General features: G+C 57.2%; 20 protein-coding genes. 7 read left to right on the top strand and 13 right to left on the bottom strand.

Annotated features, from left to right (window positions below; genetic code table 11):
• The first annotated feature begins 8 nt into the window (after window positions 1-8).
• Window positions 9-2,270: a DUF2206 domain-containing protein gene (locus L21_RS10055; protein ID WP_074370348.1), complete on the top strand. Its 2,262-nt coding sequence runs from the start codon at window positions 9-11 to the stop codon at window positions 2,268-2,270.
• Between the two features lie 267 nt (window positions 2,271-2,537).
• Here the strand turns inward: L21_RS10055 and L21_RS10060 are convergent, their stop codons facing one another.
• The 5 genes from L21_RS10060 to L21_RS14170 all read right to left on the bottom strand — a co-directional run bounded on the left by L21_RS10060 (window position 2,538) and on the right by L21_RS14170 (window position 10,267).
• Window positions 2,538-3,773 (bottom strand): oligosaccharide flippase family protein, encoded by a 1,236-nt coding sequence (locus L21_RS10060; protein ID WP_074370349.1) that lies wholly within the window; start codon window positions 3,771-3,773, stop codon window positions 2,538-2,540.
• A gap of 339 nt (window positions 3,774-4,112) precedes the next feature.
• Window positions 4,113-6,629, bottom strand: a complete 2,517-nt coding sequence (locus L21_RS10065; protein WP_074370350.1) for a CARDB domain-containing protein — start codon at window positions 6,627-6,629, stop codon at window positions 4,113-4,115.
• Window positions 6,630-7,256: 627 nt separating this feature from the next.
• The gene (locus L21_RS10070; protein WP_256712995.1) at window positions 7,257-8,693 is read right to left on the bottom strand and encodes a C10 family peptidase; all 1,437 of its coding nucleotides are present in this window, start codon (window positions 8,691-8,693) and stop codon (window positions 7,257-7,259) included.
• A 195-nt stretch (window positions 8,694-8,888) separates the two neighbouring features.
• Window positions 8,889-9,173, bottom strand: a complete 285-nt coding sequence (locus L21_RS10075) for a hypothetical protein (RefSeq protein WP_143727272.1) — start codon at window positions 9,171-9,173, stop codon at window positions 8,889-8,891.
• Between the two features lie 953 nt (window positions 9,174-10,126).
• On the bottom strand, window positions 10,127-10,267 hold the full coding sequence (locus L21_RS14170) for a hypothetical protein (RefSeq protein WP_178377715.1): 141 nt from the start codon (window positions 10,265-10,267) through the stop codon (window positions 10,127-10,129).
• A gap of 81 nt (window positions 10,268-10,348) precedes the next feature.
• Here L21_RS14170 and L21_RS10080 point away from each other — a divergent pair, with 81 nt between their 5' ends.
• A complete protein-coding gene (locus tag L21_RS10080) occupies window positions 10,349-10,729 on the top strand; it encodes a type IV pilin N-terminal domain-containing protein (protein ID WP_074370353.1) in 381 nt (126 codons plus the stop codon).
• A 113-nt stretch (window positions 10,730-10,842) separates the two neighbouring features.
• Here the strand turns inward: L21_RS10080 and L21_RS10085 are convergent, their stop codons facing one another.
• A complete protein-coding gene (locus L21_RS10085) occupies window positions 10,843-11,106 on the bottom strand; it encodes a type II toxin-antitoxin system RelE family toxin (protein ID WP_074370354.1) in 264 nt (87 codons plus the stop codon).
• Window positions 11,103-11,342, bottom strand: a complete 240-nt coding sequence (locus tag L21_RS10090; protein ID WP_074370355.1) for a hypothetical protein — start codon at window positions 11,340-11,342, stop codon at window positions 11,103-11,105. The genes L21_RS10085 and L21_RS10090 overlap by 4 nt, the downstream gene beginning before the upstream one ends.
• 767 nt (window positions 11,343-12,109) lie before the next feature.
• On the opposite strand from L21_RS10090, the gene L21_RS10095 reads away from it, so the two are divergent.
• The 3 genes from L21_RS10095 to L21_RS14610 all read left to right on the top strand — a co-directional run bounded on the left by L21_RS10095 (window position 12,110) and on the right by L21_RS14610 (window position 13,255).
• Complete coding sequence (locus tag L21_RS10095) at window positions 12,110-12,337, top strand: hypothetical protein (protein WP_256713000.1); 228 nt, start codon at window positions 12,110-12,112, stop codon at window positions 12,335-12,337.
• 482 nt (window positions 12,338-12,819) lie between these two features.
• Complete coding sequence (locus L21_RS10105; RefSeq protein ID WP_074370358.1) at window positions 12,820-13,044, top strand: type II toxin-antitoxin system HicB family antitoxin; 225 nt, start codon at window positions 12,820-12,822, stop codon at window positions 13,042-13,044.
• 25 nt (window positions 13,045-13,069) lie between these two features.
• The gene (locus tag L21_RS14610; RefSeq protein WP_218600642.1) at window positions 13,070-13,255 is read left to right on the top strand and encodes a type II toxin-antitoxin system HicA family toxin; all 186 of its coding nucleotides are present in this window, start codon (window positions 13,070-13,072) and stop codon (window positions 13,253-13,255) included.
• A gap of 320 nt (window positions 13,256-13,575) precedes the next feature.
• Here the strand turns inward: L21_RS14610 and L21_RS10115 are convergent, their stop codons facing one another.
• The 6 genes from L21_RS10115 to L21_RS14445 form a co-directional block, all read right to left on the bottom strand.
• The gene (locus L21_RS10115) at window positions 13,576-14,070 is read right to left on the bottom strand and encodes a hypothetical protein (RefSeq protein ID WP_074370360.1); all 495 of its coding nucleotides are present in this window, start codon (window positions 14,068-14,070) and stop codon (window positions 13,576-13,578) included.
• 194 nt (window positions 14,071-14,264) lie between these two features.
• Complete coding sequence (locus L21_RS10120; RefSeq protein WP_074370361.1) at window positions 14,265-14,750, bottom strand: HEPN domain-containing protein; 486 nt, start codon at window positions 14,748-14,750, stop codon at window positions 14,265-14,267.
• Window positions 14,725-15,756, bottom strand: a complete 1,032-nt coding sequence (locus L21_RS10125) for a nucleotidyltransferase domain-containing protein (protein WP_256713003.1) — start codon at window positions 15,754-15,756, stop codon at window positions 14,725-14,727. Before L21_RS10125 ends, L21_RS10120 begins: the two co-directional genes overlap by 26 nt.
• 177 nt (window positions 15,757-15,933) lie before the next feature.
• Window positions 15,934-17,622 (bottom strand): RNA-binding domain-containing protein, encoded by a 1,689-nt coding sequence (locus L21_RS10130; RefSeq protein WP_074370362.1) that lies wholly within the window; start codon window positions 17,620-17,622, stop codon window positions 15,934-15,936.
• 431 nt (window positions 17,623-18,053) lie between these two features.
• On the bottom strand, window positions 18,054-18,215 hold the full coding sequence (locus tag L21_RS14175) for a hypothetical protein (protein ID WP_178377717.1): 162 nt from the start codon (window positions 18,213-18,215) through the stop codon (window positions 18,054-18,056).
• A gap of 709 nt (window positions 18,216-18,924) precedes the next feature.
• Entirely contained in the window at window positions 18,925-19,125 is a 201-nt protein-coding gene (locus L21_RS14445) for a hypothetical protein (RefSeq protein ID WP_178377716.1), read from the bottom strand.
• 422 nt (window positions 19,126-19,547) lie between these two features.
• On the opposite strand from L21_RS14445, the gene L21_RS10140 reads away from it, so the two are divergent.
• Together L21_RS10140 and L21_RS10145 are read left to right on the top strand one after the other, a co-directional pair.
• Complete coding sequence (locus L21_RS10140; protein ID WP_074370364.1) at window positions 19,548-19,814, top strand: AbrB/MazE/SpoVT family DNA-binding domain-containing protein; 267 nt, start codon at window positions 19,548-19,550, stop codon at window positions 19,812-19,814.
• Window positions 19,808-20,011, top strand: coding sequence for a hypothetical protein (locus tag L21_RS10145; protein ID WP_074370365.1), 204 nt, complete (start codon window positions 19,808-19,810; stop codon window positions 20,009-20,011). The genes L21_RS10140 and L21_RS10145 overlap by 7 nt, the downstream gene beginning before the upstream one ends.
• Window positions 20,012-20,087 lie beyond the last annotated feature (76 nt).

The raw sequence follows: 20,087 nt of genomic DNA on the forward strand, positions 1-20,087 counted from the left end.
ATGGTGCCATGCAGATCCGAAACCCCATTACGCTAAACGACTGGAGGATCCGGAGTTATTTCATTGCGATCCTGGTGTTCCAGCTGGGGCTGCTGGTTATACAACTCTTGGGGAGTGCGAACTCGCATATCCTGGTTCTGCAGGCGATCCTGGGATTTGCCTTCTTCTCATTCATTCCGGGCATAATCGTCCTCAGAATCATGAGGGTACATCATCTGAGCACCATCGAAACGCTTCTCTACGCAGTTGGATTGAGTATAGCAATCCTCATGTTCACCGGATTGCTCATGAGCGTGCTTTATCCCCTCGTTGGGATCTCCCGGCCGCTGTCACCCGGTTCAACCCTGATGACGATCAACGTCGCGACATCGATCCTGCTCTTGCTCAGCCTCGTCCGAGATAAAGAACCCGTCGAACCGGGCTATATCGATACGGAGATGGTTCTCTCGAGACCTGCGCTTCTCCTGTACCTGGTGCCGCTACTGACAATTATCGGGACCTATGTTGTAAACCAGTATCACAGCAACGGAGTTCTCATGCTGGTGATCGCGTTCATCGCGGTTATCCCTATACTGGTTGGATTCGACCGGGTGATCCCGGAAGCGTTATACCCTCTGGCGGTTTTATCCATTTCCGTCTCGCTGTTGCTTCACACGTCGCTCGTATCCCCGTATCTCTGGGGCTATGATATCCACTATGAGACGTTCCTTGCAAACCTCGTCATGGACAACGCATTCTGGGACTCCACAAGTCCCGGAAACGTGAACGCAATGCTCTCCGTCGTCCTGCTGGCTCCGATCTACTCGTATGTCACGGGACTGGACCTGACATGGGTGTTCAAACTGGTCTATCCGCTTACGTTCGCCCTGGTGCCCCTGGGACTGTATCATGTTTTCCGAAGGCAGGTGGAGGCAAAGAGCGCTTTCCTCGCATGCTTTTTCTTCGTCTCGTTCATCATATTTTACGCGGAGATGGCCTCTCTGGCGCGTCAGGAGATTGCAGAACTCTTTCTCGTCCTGCTCATCATGCTCATGGTCGCGAGGAATATACCCAGAACAACGAATTTCACGTTATTTGTTGTATTCGGTGCCTCTCTGGCTGTCTCGCATTATGGAACATCGTATATCTACCTGTTCGCCCTCATCGCGGTCTGGCTCTATATAACGCTCTCCTCGATCGCCGCAACCCGCGGCGATACTATGCTCAACCGTTCGCGAACAGCAGCAGGGGAGAGATCATCAGGCGGAGGCTCCCTGAGCCGGAGAGACGATGGAAGGACGGTAACGTTCGCCCACGTCCTCTTCTTTACCGGGTTCACGCTCGGGTGGTATATGCTCGTCGCGGGAGGGACATCCTTCGATACAATCGTATCGATCATCGATCATATCGGCAGTACGATCGTTGTCGACCTGCTGAACCCCGAGGCGACCGAAGGGCTGGATCTCCTCATCAGTACTCCTCAATCGCCCCTGCATACCGTCGCCAAGGGCCTCCACCTCATAACTCTGGCACTCATCGTCGTCGGGTTCATCGCCATCTGTTCCCGGCGCGCCGACACCAACATTTCACGGGAATACGTTACGTTTTCTTTTATTGCGCTCCTTTTCGGAGTTGCGGGCGTCCTCGTACCGAACTTTTCCAGCACACTCAACACCTCAAGACTCTACCAGATTGTGCTCATCTTCCTTGCCCCGCTCTGTGTTATCGGCGGCATCAGCATACTTACAGCACCGGGAACATACATCGCTAAACTCCGGAGCGGATGGCTCACGGGACGGACGCCGCTGGTACTGCTCTCGGTTTTCTTCTCACTGCTGTTCCTCTTCAGTACGGGTTGGATCTACGAGTGCGCCAACGATCAGCCGTCATCCATCGCGCTGAGCCAGGATTCGATCAAGAAATACGGGGGCGATACACCGAAAAATGTCTTCTATGGAACGTTCATACCGGAGCACGACGTTTTTGGTGCCCGCTGGCTGGGTGAGTACATGAGGGACGGTTCGATCGTCTATGCGGATAGAACACGGAAAGATAATGTACTGACTTCCTACGGCAACCTCGCGAGGAACCCTCCCTTTTTGCCAAAAACAGATTTCAAACCGGTTTGGGGCGCATATACCTATCTGGGCACATATAACGTCGTCGAGCGCTCCGCAAGCGGTCCTGAGGAGTATTATGATTACTGGAGCATCGAAGAGATATATCCCGCGATCCGCCGCAACAACAAGGTGTATTCAAACGATCAGAGCGAGATCTATCGGAACGGGTGAGGCTTCCTCCATCCGGGGATCGGCGTTCGCTCTTTGACGCCCGGGTGTGCACGGGAGAGCGGATCACAGGTAGTGCTCCGGCATATAACTGATAAATTCCCCGTATCGAGCTCTGGTAACGCCCTATTCCGACTGTCATTCATGCCTGCATGCCGCGGACCGTGGCGGCTCGCGGGGAGGGGTGGGGGTAATGACAGGATGACAGGCAAGCGCGGGAACACCCGGAGGGGGTCTCAGACTACCGGGTGTTCGCAGGGCACTACCGGATCACAGAACGTACCGCCTGGCCATGGACAGCACGACAACGATGCCGATCGACGCGTATGTCAGGATCCATGCATACCCCACACCGAGGATCCCGTACTGCAGCATCAAGGCATAACTGGATCCCAGAAGCAGGATGAAGATGATGGCGCTGATAGCGATCAGGCTTTTCAGCCCGTACTGGACTTTCTTGATTGCAATAAATACTTCTGAAAACGAGAAGAAAAAACTTGAAATTGCCAGAACCTTGACTAGTTCGAGCCCTGCTACATAATCCGGACCGATCAAACCGAGGATATACTCTCCAAATACGAAGAGGCCCACAACCGCCGGAACGAGCAGCGCAAAAATTCCGGCGAGCGATTTCAGCACGTTTCTCTTCAGTGCTTCGCCGTGGCTCCCCTCGACAAAGAGCGATGTCGTAAATGACGTGGGTATGAGGAATAAGAACATGACAATCGCATACGCAATGAAGTACTGAGCGGCTTGTTCTGCACCGAGAATGTTCAACACAAGGATCGGGAGGATCGTGCTCGGGGCCGCAATGAGCAATCCGGAAACGTAGTTCCCTGCAGAGAAACGAAACGAATCGAGCAAAAATTCCCGATCAATGCCGGAAAGACGAATCCCCGACCTGTAGAGCAGGAAGACCGAAACTATGAGGGCGATGATGAACGAGAGACCCAGCGAACTGAAGATGCCGAGTGCTCCGAGAAAAACCAGGGGGATGAGGATAAGGAGCCTTGAACCGAAAAGGAGGCTCTGAAGGAAGTAGAACTCGGATTTCCGCAGTGCAATGAATGCTGCACCGATGAAGGCCGTTACGGAGTTGGCTATCAGAAAGGCGATGTAGAGGAGCGCATAGTCCTTGACCTGGTGCAACCCGGGCGACCAGATATCCACCGTAGCTATGAACAGAACTCCCAGGACAAGCCCGAATAGTGTCGTGACGGTTATTGCCGTCCCGAGGACTCTGGATTTATCCCGCGTCGGAAAAAACCGTATGATCGATTGATCGAACCCGAGCTTCGATAAGAGGATCAGCATCCCCATGGATGAGATAAGCGCCGTTGCAACTCCTACGTCTTCTTGCGGGTAGAACCGTGCTGCAAGCATCCAGAAGATGAAACCAAAGCCTGCACTTGAGATTGATGTGATGATGATGAAGAACGTATTCCTGTACAGCGGGTCTACAAGATAGGTCTTCAGCTCAATGGGGCTTTTCGGGAACGCGTGCATTACCCCCCCAATGGATGTATCGCGTATATCAAATTATCCGTCCTGACGGCTCTCCTGCACCGGTATCGCCATATCGAGGGGTCCTATTCCGGCAAAAAAGGATCCAGAACGGTCGGCATGTCCACGCATTCTCCTGTTCTGCAAGAGGCGCGAAGTGCGGTGTCTCCGTAGCCCAAAAGAGAATAGGCTGTTACTAACGACGGATCCGGGCATCCCCGGATCAGGTGAAAAAACCTGTCCATAATCAATATGACCACGTACTGTACAGGTGTTACGGGGCGGCACCCGTGGCAAAACCCGGAGGAGAGGAGGGATCAACCGCTCCTCCCGGTAGACGCTTTAGAGAGAAGAGGTCCTGCCGAAGAAGAAGTCGGCGATCAGGGCAACATCCTTCCAGTCCACGGTGCCGTCACCATTAACGTCGGCAGCCGGGTCGGACGGCGTTGTTTTCTGCGCCATCTCGGCAGCGATCGTCACGTCGACCCAATCGACGTTGCCGTCTCCGTTGAGGTCGCCCCTGACGGGGGCGGGGGTGCCGACGACGATCGCTTTGCTCATGACGTTGTTGTTCTCGTTCGACTCGGCGATCCGGTTGACGTCGTCGACGGTGGCCTTCACGGTGTGGGTGCCCTCAATGGCCTTCCAGGTTGCACCGGCCGAGCCGCCGTTCGCGGTCAGGATGATTGACGCACCGGGAGCGATCGCCGTGGCGTGGGTGTCGGACCAGACGCCGGGACCTGCCGCGCCGTCATCGAACGTGAAGAGGACGCCGTGCTTGGTGCCCGCAGGCGTCGCTGCGGTGCCCTGGTTCTTGATCGTGGCCTTCAGCGTCACCGCATCCCCGGTGGCCGGGTTTGCCGGCGTCCAGGAGATGTCGGTCACCACAAGGTCCGGCTTCCCGGAGGGGGCCGGCGTGGTGGGGGTGGGGGTCGGGGTGGACCCCGACGCGGCCTTCGAGACCGCGATCTGCTCGGTGCGAACGTTGTTGGCATCGTTCGACTCAGCAATCCGGTTGACGTCGTCGACGGTGGCCTTCACGGTGTGCGTACCCTCGACGGCCGTCCAGGTTGCACCGGCCGAGCCGCCGTTCGCGGTCACGGTGACCCAGGAGCCGGGGGCGATCGATGCCGTGTGGGCGTCGGACCAGACCCCGGGGCCGGCGGCACCGTCATCGAACGTAAAGAGGACGCCGTGCCGGGTGCCCGCAGGCGTGGGGGCGCCGCCCTGGTTCTTGATCGTTGCCTTCAGCGTCACCGCATCCCCGGAGGCGGGCTTCGCCGGCGTCCAGGCGATGTCGGTCACCACAAGGTCCGGCTTCCCGGAGGGAGCCGGGGTGGTCGGGGTCGGGGTCGGGGTCGGGAGCGGAGCGCTGCCGGGCCTGACGACCGTACAGTCGGTGATCCTGACCGCCCCTGAGTTGACGCTGCTCGTCGTGATTCCCGACGAACCCACCGGAAGCGTATTCGAAACCGTCTTGATACCTTCAACGACGACGTTGTTGGTCCCTCCTCCCGCTACGGTGAACGGCGTCGCCACGTCGGATACAATGCTCCCGGTGAATTTCGAATTGGATGCACTGTTCACCGTGACAAGTCTGGACGCGCTGTTCCCTGAGGCATGGATGTCGAGGTTTGAAGAGACAAAACCCACTCCCAGTGCGGGGTCTCCTATCAGAGCGCCGACACCGTCGATGCCTCTTGGGTTGGTCATCGTGAAGTTCTTGATCTGGACGTAGTCGACGAGCGTTGCGTAGAGACCGCGACCGTGGGAGTTGATGCTCGCGCAGTTCTCCATGACGATCGAGGGGTTGGCGTTCGTCAACTGCGACTGTACGATGAAGAACGATGTCGGCTTCACCGCCGAGTAGTCGGTCTTCCCCCGGCCCGTCTCGAAGTCCGTGCAGTCGTACAGGTAGACGCCGTCGGGGTAGCTGAAGAAGAACCCGTAGGCACTGTTCCCTTCTGCGGTGCAGTTGTTGAACGTGTACGAGCCCTTCGGCGCGTAGTAACCGGAACCGAAGTAGTCCTCGCCGCCCAGGCTGTAGGTCTTCGGGAACGGCTTCTGGCCGTTGTTTCTGCTGATGCAGTCGGTGAGAACGATATCCTTCTTGGTTGGACCGTACTCGAAGTGGAACCCGGACTCAAGCGTGCCTTCGGCGACACACCGGGTCACCCGCAGGTTCTCGATGTCGTTGAGTTCCGCAAAGTCGAACCCGGTAACCCAGGGGTTGTAGGCGCTGTATCGACCGCAGTCGATTGCCTTGCAGTCGGTATACCGTACGTTCTTGTGCACCTTGTAGTTGGTGCCCCATGAACTGTGGAGAAACCCGTAGGTTCCGGGGCTGTCTGCAACCACCCGGGTGAACTCGATGTCCTCGATGTTCTTGTTGCCGAGACCGACGGAGCGCACATAGAAGAGCCCCTGGATGGTCCGGTCGGCAGTTCCGGTGACGTCCCGGACAGCGTTGTGACCTGCACGGATGTACACCACGCCGAAGTCGCGCGATGCGCTGTAGCCGGTGCCTTTGACATGGAAGTTCTCCAGCGTCACGTATTCGGCATCGACCCGGAGAATCCCGTCGTTCGTGAACCGAATAGAGGTCTTATCGTCGCCCTGGCCGGAGAGAGTCGTATGTGCCCTGGGCAGAATACTTCCGGTGCAATTGAACGTCCCTTCCGTCAACCGGACGGTTCCGCCGCTGGCGGGGAGGGCGTTGATAGCGTTCTGAATCTCCGCCTGATCGTTTGATCCGTCACAGACATAGTCGGCCTGAGCCTTCGCTGTGCTGGTGCTGTCACTTGCAGCCACGGTTACTGTGGCCGTGCCGGGCTCAAGTGCTCCGACAAACGGCACCATGCCGAATACCAGAAACACTGCAATAATTAGCCTCGTTGTTCTTTTGACTATCACTAAGTCACCTCGTTCAGGCGATACCCAGTATCAGAAAATCGTAATATATAAAAATATTTAAATTCATTAGAGATATATAATACGTGGTATTTTTAATCGGATTGATTACAACTGCGATAAACCTAAAATAAAATTAAATTGACTCTTTAATATAATAATAACTTATTTATCTTGCTATTTAAACTATGGGCGTGGACGACGCGAACTCGCACGCAGCCGTATGGCTGTTCGGAAGAACGGCCGGTGTACAAGATAATGGTTTTGTGCAGTCCGATAGTAATTTCATGCGTTTAAATCGGAGTAAAGATCCGGTGGAGATCACGTTCCCGCAACCGTCGTCGCCGGACACCGTGCCCGCAGGTGTCGAACGGCTCTATCCCCGGCCGGTGAAAAGGCCGTCGGTCGGAAGAGGCGGAATAAGCCCTGAAACCGGATCCCGGACGACAGGAGCGATCGGGACGAATCGAATCCGGAGATCTTTTGTGCCGGAGAGTGGAGAGGAGGAGTGCGGATACGGCTCAAACGGATGTTCTGTATATTCAGCGGGCGATTCTCGTGTCTGCCGAACACGTGTCACGACTTCACGATCGTCACTGCACCCTCGGGTACATCCTGTGTCAACGTTATGCCCGCTGAGCCGACCGGTAACATCTGCATGTTCTGTACCCGTACATTGCTGGTCCCGTACCCGTCGATAACAAATGGATGCGCCGCGTTTGAATTTATCTGCCCGGAGTATATAACATTCCTGTTACCCATCGCGTATACCAGAGTGGAGACCCGATCCCCCGTTGCATGGATGTCGATGCTGGAATCCACAAATAACGCTCCTCGCGGCGAACCCCCCACCACAGCGCCCTTGCCGTCGATCCCGGCCGGATCAGTCAACCGGAAGTTGTTGATCTGTACGTGATCCATCAGCGCAATATGCAGACCGTATCCGAAAGATTCGATGCTTTCACAGTTCTCCATGACGATCGAGGGGTTGGCGTTCGTCAATAGCGACTGCACGATGAAGAACGACGTCGGTTTCACCTGCGAGTAGTCGGTCTTCCCCCGGCCCGTCTCGAAGTCCGTGCAGTCGTACAGGTAGACGCCGTCGGGGTAGCTGAAGAAGAACCCGTAGGCGCTGTTCGCTTCCGCGGTGCAGTTGTTGAACGTGTACGAGCCCTTCGGCGCGTAGTAGCCGGCACCGAAGTAGTACTCGCCGCTTGTGTCGTAATAGTCGGGGTAGGGTTTCCGGCCGTTGTTTCTGCTGATGCAGTCGGTGAAGACGACGTCGTTCTTGTTGGGTGCCCATTCGAGGTGAAACCCGGATTCCCAGTTGCCTTCGGCGATACACCGGGTCACCCGCAGGCTCTCGATGTCGTTGAGTTCCGCAAAATCGAATCCTGTGACCCAGTTATTGAATCTGGAATGCCGGCCGCAGTCGATTGCCCTGCAATCGGTATACTGGACGTATCTGTGTACCGTATTGTCGGTATCCTGCGAACTATGGAGAAATCCGTACGTTCCGGGACTATCGGCCACACAGCCGATGAACGCAATGTACTCGATATCCCTGGTATAGCCTTCGATGGACTGCACGTAAAAAACGGCCTGGATGGACCGATCAGCCGTGGCCGTGACGTCTTTGATCCACATATGGCTTGCAGTGATGTAGATCACACCCCTGTGCGCCGATTTCCCGGAGTAGCCGGAGCCGGTTGCCCGGAACCCTTCCAGCGCAATAGAATCGCTTTTCATCCAGATCAGGCCGTTATCTGTAAATATCAGGTGGGTAGACTCATCACCCTGTCCTTTCAGGGTCGTGTAGGATCCGGGCAGGATGTTTCCGGAACACTTGAACGTCCCTTCCGTCAGCTGGACGGTTCCGCCGCGGGCGGGGAGGGCATCGATCGCAGCCTGAATCTCATATTGGTCGTCGATACCGTCACAGATATAATCTGCTCCGGCTTTCGATGCCGCACTGCTGTCGCTCGCTGCGACGATGATGGTGGGCTCTGTCACCGTCGGCACCACGGGAGCCGGTATTGCCGGCACCGGCGGGCCGGACGGAGCCGGTTTCCACGGCTGTAAATGCAATGCCAGCACAACGGCACACACGGCTGCTATCACGATGATTATGGCAATAAGCGTGCGTTTGCCTCTCTTTTGGGGATATGGTATCGCCGGCATCGTGTTCTCTCATCTACCGTCGGTCACTCAAAGGTCATCACGAACCGTGTGTACTCTCGCCCGCATCCTCCCCGACCCGAACCTCCGGGATATCGGGATACGCCTGCGGTCGCCGGATCGCTGGTGCGGGTTATCGTCGCCGGAAAGCAACTCCCTGCCGAAGGGGAGGACCCGGATATCATCCGTTCCGCCGAGAATGTCCGTCTCCCGCATCGTGCCGACACCACGGCCGGGGCGTTCAATGCCGGAGTTCTGTCCCACCCGCAGGGACCGGGTTGAAAGGCCCCGTACAACGCCGCCAACCGGGCTCATACCCCTTATGATGCACAGGTACCATTTAATGATTTAGGGCGGAGGAGGCTGTTCTTCCTCGCTATGACGGGAAAACGGGTACGTCCATTTCGGTTCACGGCGCCCCCGGCAAGCCGGCCCGTGCCGGGGGATCGCTGCGTGTTCTGGGAGACAATGACCGGGGGCGAAGATGGAAGTCGGCCCATGGCAGACGGGATGTTCGAATCCCAAAACCCGCCTGGACCCGGTACTTCGGTAAAACGGTTGAGGTAATCTTGAAGAGGTCAAACCATCGACCTCCCTTCGCGTTCTTCGCGCTCTTCGCGTGAGACTATATCGCTATCTTCACCCATTAGCTCACGCGAAGACGCGAAGTCCGGTGCCCGGGTGCCGCTGATCCCGTTTCAGATCGCTATGCGAGGCTGCATTGTTCGATTTCAGATGCCGAAATTAGTGAAGTTCCGGGACCGGGTCGGAGCGATCGGGACGTCAACGCCGCAATCCGTATCGGTTTGCACTTGCAGGCGGCGGAGCAGCGCCGCCGAGCCTGTGGATTCGCTCCCGGCGGGAGAGGGGATGATAGCCGGGAAGCCCCATCCGTAAGGGCGGGTTAGTTCACTGTGTCATACCGAATCATCGTACTATGAGACAGTAGCCCGTTTACCGTAGCATTTTTTGTGTCACAGTAGTTTACAGTAACTATGGATCTCGATCGCCTCCTCGCCCTCATCCGGGGTGGAGAATCCGAGCGAGTTGAGTTCAAGAGGCACCCTCGAGAACCCTCCACCATGAGGTTGCCGCGTTTACCAATTCGGAAGGAGGGTGCCAGGGGCTCACGTCCACTATGTGACGGTTCGATGATCCTGGGCCGGGATGCCGCCGCAGAGACGGGTTGCGATGGCCCGCAGAATGATGGAGCATGCCGACCGTTATAATGACCGGTCCGGGGGATAGGCCCTGAGCGACACCCCGGATTACTCTATCTCCAGATCCCGTTTCAGCGCTTCATGGGTCACGAACGCGCCCCGCCGGATCTCATTGAGCGACGCCCGGATGCCGGTGAGTATCCCCGGACACCTCCCGTCCCTGTTCCGCTCAAGGAGTGTTCTCCGCACATCTCTCGAACGGGGAAGCATCCCTGCCGTCCGGTTCGAAATGAGCAGCCTTTTATCCGGTTAAACGGCATATTTCCATTTATGGCAGGCGCGGATATCGAGGGCGGGGTCTCGGAGGTGCTGAGCGCGATCCTGATGGTGGCGGTCGCGGTCATCCTCGCGGCAATCGTGGCATCGCTGGTCTTCGGGATCGGGCTCCCGGAGGAGCCGAAGACCGTCGCGGTGACGGCGACACGGTCCGGGGATAACGTCACATTCATGGTGCACGGCGGGATGAACATGGACCGGGTCGCGGAGATCCGGTGCTGGATCGGCGGGGTCGGGGAGGGGAACGAGAACTTCAAACTCGACGTCCGGGCCGGGGCGACCAATACATCCAGCATCTCGGACGCGACGCGGGTTGTTATCGTCGGGACGTCTGGTGATAACGAGTCGTGGATACTGCTTGATAAGACGCTCTAACGCGCCGGGTGGTCTGCCTCTACAGGCAGAGCCGCCGGTCTCTTATTCCGGTGGAGGGGCCTCGATTGTCCGGGTTCCGGCACGGGTTCGAGGGCATGAGCATCAGCGGTATCTCACAGGTTATCATAGGCGTTCTTTCGATGATCGAGAGCGACCGCCATAATAACGAGTTGGCGGTGCTCAAATGCCAGGATGACCCGGTGCGTTCCTACCCGCAGGGAGAATAGCGGTAAGTTCGTCAGGCGCTTCACCTGCAGGTGAGGGTATTCTTCTTCAGCCAGCAGTTCAAGTGCCCTGACGATCCGGGCGGCAGCCTCCTCTGGGAGACGCTTTAATTTACGCTGGGCTCTTTTCGAGTAGATGAGCGTGTATCTCACTCAATCCCCAGATCCCGCTTCAACTCCTCGTGCGTCACAAACTCGCCTCGCCTGATCTCATCGAGCGACGCCTGGATGTCGGCGATCGTCTCAGGGCTCAGGGGCTCAGGGTCTTCGCTCTGGTCCAGCAGCCGGCGGACTATGGTCCGGTATGGCTCTCTGGGGTAGCGGCGCAGGCGGTTCAGCCGGTCCCGGTCGGATCTGGCGATCTCGATCGTGGTCGTCTCTTCGGCCATAACGAGTTATGGGTCATTATGAGTTATAAAAGCGTGGCTATGGATTAGGCTGAGGGGTCACGCCGGCGAGCGTCCCGGGGCTCGGAGTCCTCGCTCGGACCCGGGAGTCGGCGTACGATGACCGGGTAGGGCTCGTCCGGGTAGTGGCGGAGTTCGTCCAGCCGATCCCGGTCGGATTTGAGGATCTCGATCGTGGCCATCCCCTTGTTCGGTCACTTGAGTCTCAGCCTCAATACTTCGCTAATTCAGACATCTGCAATCGAGCAATGCAGCCTCGTCTAACGACCTCGAACGGGATCAGCAGCACCCGGGCACCGGACTTCGCACCTTGCGGTGCTCATGCTCCTGCCCTTCGGCCAGTCGCGCTTCGCGGCTTCGCGCTCTTCGCGCGAGGCTCTCTTGAGTCGTACACTGAAACCTCACGCGAAGACGCGAAGGGAAGTCGAGGGGTTGGCTCCCAGAGTGTGGTCTCAACCAAATTTAGCGAAGTACTGAGCCTCTTCGAGCACAGGCTCAGGCAGATTCTGTTCCTCTGCCTCGTCTAGAATGCGGCGAAACCCGCTCCCCCTGCTCGATCGGACCCTTTCGCCGGTCTGTCAACCAGGGGCCGCTCCCCCCTCACAGCGGGAAGATCGCGTACTGATGTACCAGATGTACTGCACCACCGGTATCCAGAAGTGATACCCCTCCCAGCAATTCGTCGCGAACCGGAAGTCGATGACGACCTCCCACGCAAGCGGGAAGAGTCTTCACCAACCATTGTAAATATGGTCAGCACTTACAGTATTATCATGGTTGCAACCAAGCGGATACCGGTCTCAGAAGGTGTATGGGAGGACATCTCCGATCTCAAGCGCCCGGGACAGACGTTCGATGAGCTCCTCTCCCACATGGTGGAACTGGAGAAAAAGCGCCGGTTCATCGAGGATTTGGATCGTATCGAGGCGGAGGGAGATTTTGTGGAGCTGAATTTTGACGTTCCGGATACTGATTAACCGCAAGGTTCTTGAGAGTATCCAGAGTTTCCGCCCGAAGAGCCGGCGGATCGTCATGGAGAAACTGAAGACGCTTCAAGAAGATCCGTTCCCCGGTGGCGGAAGCGATAAGGAACGTCTGTATGTTCAGGGACGGGAGGACACTTATCGCCTTCATATAAGCCATACCATAACGGCATTCTATCGCATTCATGAGGCAGAGCAGGAGGTTCATGTTCTCGCCGTGATGCCGATCGAGCGAGCGCACAAGTGGTATGGGCGTTTCTAACCCCCCGGGTCAACTGTTACCTCTATCGTGCAACTATTCAGCCCGAGTGAATCAGCCGCTCTCCGGTGTACGGATCGTTCCGGAGGACGAGGCTGAACCCAAGGGACGTGTAATCAAACACCGGCGGAACACCGTTCATCCCGATCGTCGCTCACTGCAGAGCCTGAACCGCCACCCAAAAACTTGTATAATTTGCGTGACCAACGGTATAATCATGAAATATACGGTAGTGCTCGAACCGCAGGAAGAGGGCGGGTTCACCGTCCAGTGCGTTGAAATCCCGGGAGCGATCAGCCAGGGCGAGACACGGGAAGAAGCACTTGCCAACATCAAAGAAGCGATAGAACTTGTTCTTGAGGTGCAGTGGAAAGAGGTGCGTCGGCAGGCATCAACTGTCCGTCACGAGATATCGACGGTTGACGTAGCTGATGTCGCATAAGCTGCCGGTTGTCTCCGGGGAAGAGATGGTGAAGTACCTTGCCCGGCATGGTTTCGTTCCGCAACGGCAGACCTCGTCCCATGTTGTCGTGCAGAAGGGGTGGCGAGTCTTTTCTGTACCTCTGCACCAGGAATTGAAGAGAGGCACCCTGAATGCCATCCTCAAACAGGCCGGGATTGATGGGGAAGAGTTCAGGCGCACCTTCAGGTGATGACCTGAGTTATATTCAACCACCTCGGGGGAACTGCCACGCCCTGAATGATGCGGCATTTCATCCAGATCACATCCCAGGAGAACCTGATGTGTCGAGGGTATACTTTCCTAAGGTAGCGGTATGTATCGGAGTTCCTCTGTTCCACCACACTGACGGCAGGAGGCTTCTCCGGGAGAAAGAGAGAGTCCGCCTCGGGGCGAAGGGTTACGGAGGAGCCACGTCTGCTCGCCTGGGGCTTGCAGAACCGTGAACGTCTCCCGCCCGTCCTGACGATGAAGGAGGGCGGCGCTGTTTCGTTCTTTGTCGGCCCCTCTCCCTCACAGCGGGAAGACCGCGTACTGGATGTACCAAATATACTGCACCACCGGTATCCAGAAGTGATAGCCCTCCCAGCAACCCGTTGCGAACCGGAAGTCGACGACGAGTTCCCAGGCAAGCGGGAAGAGCATCAGCACCGGGACGGCATAGGCGAGGAGGCGGGGGGAGGCGCGTTTGGCGAGGACGGCGATATACAGCACCGCGGCTCCGGCGAGGAAGATGCAGGTGAGGGTCGTGACGAACGTGACCTGCCCGCCGGGGCTCCGGCCGGCGATGACCTGGAGGACGACGAAGATGAGCGGGAGTTCGATGACCGCGAGCCAGAAGAGGGTCCGGAGCGCCTCTTTCACCCTGTCACCGTCGAGACCGGCGTGTTTCAGGGCGTAGACGCCGATGACGAGCATGGGGAGGTAGGCCGGAGAGAGGTAGCGCATGTCAGGGATGATCCCGGGGCTTGCCGACATCCCCGGGATGGAGCGGGCGTAGGTGAGCACTACGAGGAGGGCGGACGGAGAAGAGGCCTCCGGGTGGGAAGGCGTAATGGGCGACCACGGCGCTCCAGGGGCTCTCTATCCCGGAGGGGAGCGTGTTTGCTCCGGTGGTGGTATAGCCTGCCACATAGGCGTAGGGGAAGAGAAAATGTCTGACTATAAGGGTTATGCCGGGCGCAGAAAATAGCCTGTTACTCTCATCCCGGTGACCCTTCCAGGAGCCGCGCTGCTTCCTCCCTGAGGCGTGAGATATCTCCCTGGTGCAACCGCTCCATGTAATCGAGCAGGTCTGCATAGAACGCTTCCGTCTCTTCTATGGAGTCGCGGACATCTTCTACCGTGATCGCGAAATCTACGTAGTACTGTTTATCGATGCGTTCTCGTTTGGCGGCAGCAATCCGGGTGTTGTCGATACCATATAGGTTCTCAAGGAGGATTATTGCGCCGGAGTGGTTCTCGCATTTTATGCCCGTCGCAAAGAGGAGGGCCAGCACCATGTAGTACATGCTATAGTATGCCATCGATACGGTCTCCTCAAGCCGCCCGTTCTCGAACAGGATCTTTGCCGAGGCGAGGTAACTTTCCGACTTTTTCCGGTATGCCTCCTGGACCTGAACGCTGGGCTCAACAATCTGGATCTTTCCCTCATGATGGAGTTTATTCAAAAAACCCTGTTTTCTCATAAAATCGCTCGACTCCTTTCACGATGACATGGTTCTTTACGATCTCCTGGATCAATAGATTCTCCGGGTCCCAGAGCCCGATCTTCACGCTGAGCTTTGAATGGCACCGCTCCAGATCCCGTTTCGTCTCCCTATCCTCCGTCTCGATATAGAGATCGATATCGCTCTTTTTATCTGCGGTCCCCTTCGCATAACTGCCGAAGATTACGGCGAGCGGGAAATCCTCTCGCTCCTGAACCGCCTTGATGATGGATCGCAGATGTGGGGCCTCCTGTATCAGGTTTTCGAGAGCGTACCATTCTGCCACATAGACGTGCACCCGTGCTTCAAGGGTTTTCTTCAGGAAATAGGTCTTGTTCTTCCCCTCCATCCTGAAGTCGACGATATTTCCATCTAATAGGCCCTTGAGTTTCCGGAGCACAGTGGTATGCGAGAGGCCCAGATCCTGTGCAAGTTTGCGGGGATGAGAGTCGCTCCTGAGCAGGAGAGCAACGATCTGAATGGACACATTCTGTTCCACATGGTTCATATTTGAACCAATGGGTGAAAAAGGTTCTGGAGCAACGATATGCCAGCCTCCGGGACATCCTCTGTCCCCGGGGTGTCTGATATCCGGTGTTGAGGGGATACTCTGGTTCGTGGAGGATTGCAACGCCACGAGTTCGTCGCACTCCTCCATCGCGTTCCACTCCCGGACCAACCAGGCGTAGCATCCTTCGCAGATATCCGCCTCCTGCAACCGATACACCGCCTTTCCCATCCCGTAGACGTCGCACCGGCCGAGTTCAACCTTCGTCCGGGTAAACGTCCGGTGGTCGAGGACCCCGGGGAGCGACTGCACCTTTGCCGGCCGCTTTGCCGTGATAAGACAGTCGTAGCAGAGGTAGACCCCTCCACCGCCCCGCCTCACCGATGATGTCGGCCGGCGGCCGCAGAGGTGGCAGGGCTCGTCCTTTGCCGCCGGGAGAGGGATGTAGTCGGCGGGGTTGACCGCAGTTGCCATCATTCTGCTGAAAATCGCTGTCATTGCCGTCACTCGTCGGGTCGTCATCCAGCCAGACTGAGGTTCCTCCGCTTCGCCACTTCAACCCCGCGAGATAAAAGTGCAGATATGAACGCGATATGAACGCGTTCATAATGTCACTTCATCGTTATGAACGCGTTCATAACTATGTACACACGTTCATACCTCAGGTTCTCTCCAGACATAGCGAGTTCCTCGTCGTACTCCGATCTGCTCAAACCGGGGATACTTCCCGGCAATCCGGCGAAGCAGACGGGTTGCCTGCGGTCCACTGATGCGGCAGAGGTCAGCAGCTTCCGATCGCCGGATCGACCCGTGCTCCCGAACGTACCCGATAACCATCTGTTCCTGCTGGAGAGGCTCGAATCCTTTAGCCCTGACGTATTCAGCCTCCATATGGAACCGCCGGTACACTGATGTGGAAAGGTGGTAGACGCGTCCCCGGCCTTCCCCCCGCCCCTCCACGAGGCCACGCTCATGCAACCGCTCCAGCACGCGTCGGGCCGCTGTCTGGTTCTTCTGAATCAGGCCTGCGGCGGCACGGGCCGTGATGCGCCGGTCAAAGAATAGCGCATTCATGATGAGCAATTCGTCAAGCGAGAGCGACTTGCCGTCTCGGTCCTGCTCGAAGACAAATGCCGCGAAATTCAGGGACGACTCTCCTCCCGGCAGTTCGACCCTGACCGTCGCACCATCACTGGCATGATAATCCGGTGGAGGTCGCCCGTACCTGAGTTGTCCCATGTAGATCTTATCGACACCACGACCGGTCTGCTCGGTGATGCCTACCCGCTTAAACGCCTCTGCGAGACGGGGATTCCTGGGTTTCGGTTCGTGGACAAGAATGTTGTCCGCCGTAATCCCTTCTAGGAACCCACCGGGGTTGGTGATGTAGAGGTGGTCGTGGTGCCACTGGATATACACGGCATCCGGCCGGGAATAATCCCGATGAAGCACCGCATTATTGACTGCCTCGCGGAAAGCCTCAAGCGAATAGTCCGGGATCGGTACCCTGAACAGTCCGACAAGGACTTCTCGCTCTTCATTCCTGGCTAAAAACCGTGACCCGACCTCCTGTATTATTCGGATGAGCGGAAAATGAAACGTGTCGTTGACCCGCACGTTGCCCTGATCATCAAGCACCTGAAAGTGGACCTCGTGGGTTGGGAGTTGTTCGCGGAGAACCGACTCCCTCCCAAGCAGAAGCAGTCCGGCAATCGTCGGCACTAATTGGCCGTTCTTCGTCTCCACTAGCCGCAGGGCTTTTGCGAGTTCCTCATTTGGAAGATCGAGAAGGCTTCGATCACCTCCGGGTTGGGTCACCGTCTGCCGCAGGCGCTCAAACTCAAGAGGGTCGAGACACTCAAAGGAGAGATGCCCCAGAGGTTGAGCCGTAAAATCAAACAGCCCGAGATCGATCCGGCGTGACCGCTGATCCCGGGGATAAAAGGGAGCCGATGCAGGTTTCCCATCCCCTCCGATGACCCGCCGGAGCGCTTTCCCCTGTGCGGTCGCACAGACCTCCGGGTACGGCTCGACCTCAATGACAATGACTTCGCCATTTGAGTGATCGGCGACCGAAACACGCGCGAGGATGTTCGGAACCGTATTGTGGAAGATCGCAGACCTTACCTTCATCGGATCGGTAACCCTGCCATGCCGGTGATGTGCGCCGGTCACCCGCCCGTCATCCTCGACACCGATGAGGATGGTGCCCCCGTCGGTGTTTGCCATGGCAACGACTTCTTCATAAATTTCTTTGTCTGAAAACGCCCGCCTATCTGATTTGAACTCCACATCGAGCCGTTCACCTTTTGCGATGAGTCCTTGCAATCCGCTCAGATCCATTCCTTCGATGCCTCCAGTATCGCATTCGCCCTGATGTGATAGCGCTCAACCCGGACCAGGGGTTCCCACCCGGGCCTCGATTGGTCCCGGGGAGAATGGGCCGGTAACGGTGGTATCAGGCACAATTTTTGAGATCTTCTCTCCCGGTTCCATGTAACAGCACCCACAGACACCGCCCTTCACACGAGAAGAACACGGTATATCCAGTATAAGTGATACATGAGATTCAAGCAAAAGCGTTACCATTCTCAACGGCGGATAATATGGCACTGTTTTACGATCAGATAATTTTCGGGCTTTGATCTGCCCTGAGGCGGCACCTTTCTGCGATTCACAGCTCACAAATCCCGCAGCCCCTCCATTAAGAGGAGAGAGATCACATCACCCCCGCCCGCCCGTTCCACTCCCGGACCATTCTTGCATAACACCCTTCACAGGTCTTCACGTGCGGTCTCCCGCGATCGATACACCGCTTTCCCATGGTCACGGATATCGCACCGGCCGGGCTCGACCTCCACCTGCTCGAACTCGTGGCGATCGGGTATGTTGGCCGGGGGGTGATCCCGGAGTGTTTTCTCCCGGGCTCCCGTCATTCCGATTCTTAACCCGGAGAAACTCCCGGTGGTCGAGGGTTCCCGATAGAGGTTTTTGCATCATGGGCCCTCGTCTCACATCACTTTTCAGCGCCTTACAGCCGGCGATGTCACCCAAAGGGCGGTTATATGATGTTTTATTGAAGTTTCCGCCCCGTAATGTTGGTATCCGGGGATCGGTTCCGGCATTCTGGGTTTCACACACACACATGCACACACACCACGGAGCCGGTATCGGTGACTGTGGGTATGTTCTGCTGTACTTCAGTACTAAGAGGGAGACGCCTCTCTCTATCTGTACAAACATCGGCCAATTCAACATCGTTTTGGGTCGATTGGCTGTTGCACTCAGTGCTGAAATCCTGCTGTAAATCTGCTGTAATGCTGCAACATGCCATGCTCCCGCTCCGGTCCCGCCCGGCCGCGACCCGCAGTATCAGGTAGGGCGGGATGGCGCCGGCGCATCGCTCCCCGGCAACCGCTCGTATCACCCTGGAGGGAGAAGGGTTGCCGGCCGCCCCGTGTGAATCGATGCTGGCGCATGTTTCATCCCGTGGGCTGCCGCCTGTTTCATCCCGTGGGCTGCCGCCTGTTCTGTCTCTGCGCTACACCCTGTTCCCTCGCTCTGGAACGTTATCAATCTGACTTTACCGCTGGCGGGCCGGGCCCGTGTGCAAGAGGGGGTCCGGTGCGGAGACCTTCCCGCCCTTCAGAGCGGGAAGATCGCGTACTGGATGTACCAGATGTACTGCACCACCGGTAGCCAGAAGTGATACCCCTCCCAGCAGGCCGTCGCGAACCGGAAGTCGACGACGAGTTCCCAGGCGAGCGGGAAGAGCATCAGCACCGGGACGGCGTAGGCGAGGAGGCGGGGGGAGGCGCGGCGGGCGAGGACGGCGACATAGAGCACCACTGTCCCGGCGAGGAAGAGGTAGGTGAGGGTCGTGACGAACGTGACCTGCCCAGCGAGGTTCTGGCCGGCGATGACCTGGAGGGCGATGAAGATGAGCGGAAGATCGATGACCGCGAGGCAGGAGAGGGCGCACCCGGCCGCTGGGGTGAGGAGGAAGGCGTTGTCGGGCGAAGGTCCGCGTCCTGACCCCGGCTATGGTCCTGGTGGCGGAAGCCCCATATGGTAACCGGAAATTCGCAAACTGTTTTGGGCGAACTTGTGATGACCGCCGACTTCGGGGCGGGCAGTCCCGGGATGGGAGAACACGCCTGCTTCTCCAACCCTGCGAGCGGGCGGCCGCTCACGGGTTCCTGAAGGGTGTGCCTGGTGCCATGAAAAACCTCATACAGGATCGGGTAAGATGTATCTTACTAGGATCTATGGATATCGGTATCACCAGACTGAGTTCAAAGGGGCAGATTGTCATTCCGGCATTCATGCGAAGGGGGTTTCCTGAGGGTACACAACTGCTCATCGTCAGGGAGGGGGACCGCTTTATCGTAAAACCGCTTGATGAACTGGAGCCGGAGCTGAAAGAGGATATCCTCTTTGCAGAAAGGACAGAGCGGGCGCTCCAGGAGTTTAAAGAGGGCAAATTTGTCAAGAAGGACCATGCCGATTTTGTTCGTGATCTTGAATCATGGTGACCGTTGCCTACGGCGCGTCCTTTGAGAGGACGATCAAGAAGATCCGTGACGGCAGGATAACCGCATCCGTCATCGGGAACAGAGGGTATCTCACCGCCACGTTTATCGGTTCTCCTCCCGATCTCCTATTCATGGGGCGAGACCGGCGATGCCAGTGGGAGGAACTGTTCGGGGCAAGATCCCCCGGCATACGCTGATGAGGACCTCGAACGAGACAATCCCGGGGCCTGGCCCCGATGGAGCCTCAACCGCCTGTCTTGAACGGGAACGGAT

It is taken from the genome of Methanoculleus chikugoensis (genome assembly GCF_900095385.1).
Taxonomy (GTDB): Archaea; Halobacteriota; Methanomicrobia; order Methanomicrobiales; family Methanoculleaceae; genus Methanoculleus; species Methanoculleus chikugoensis_A.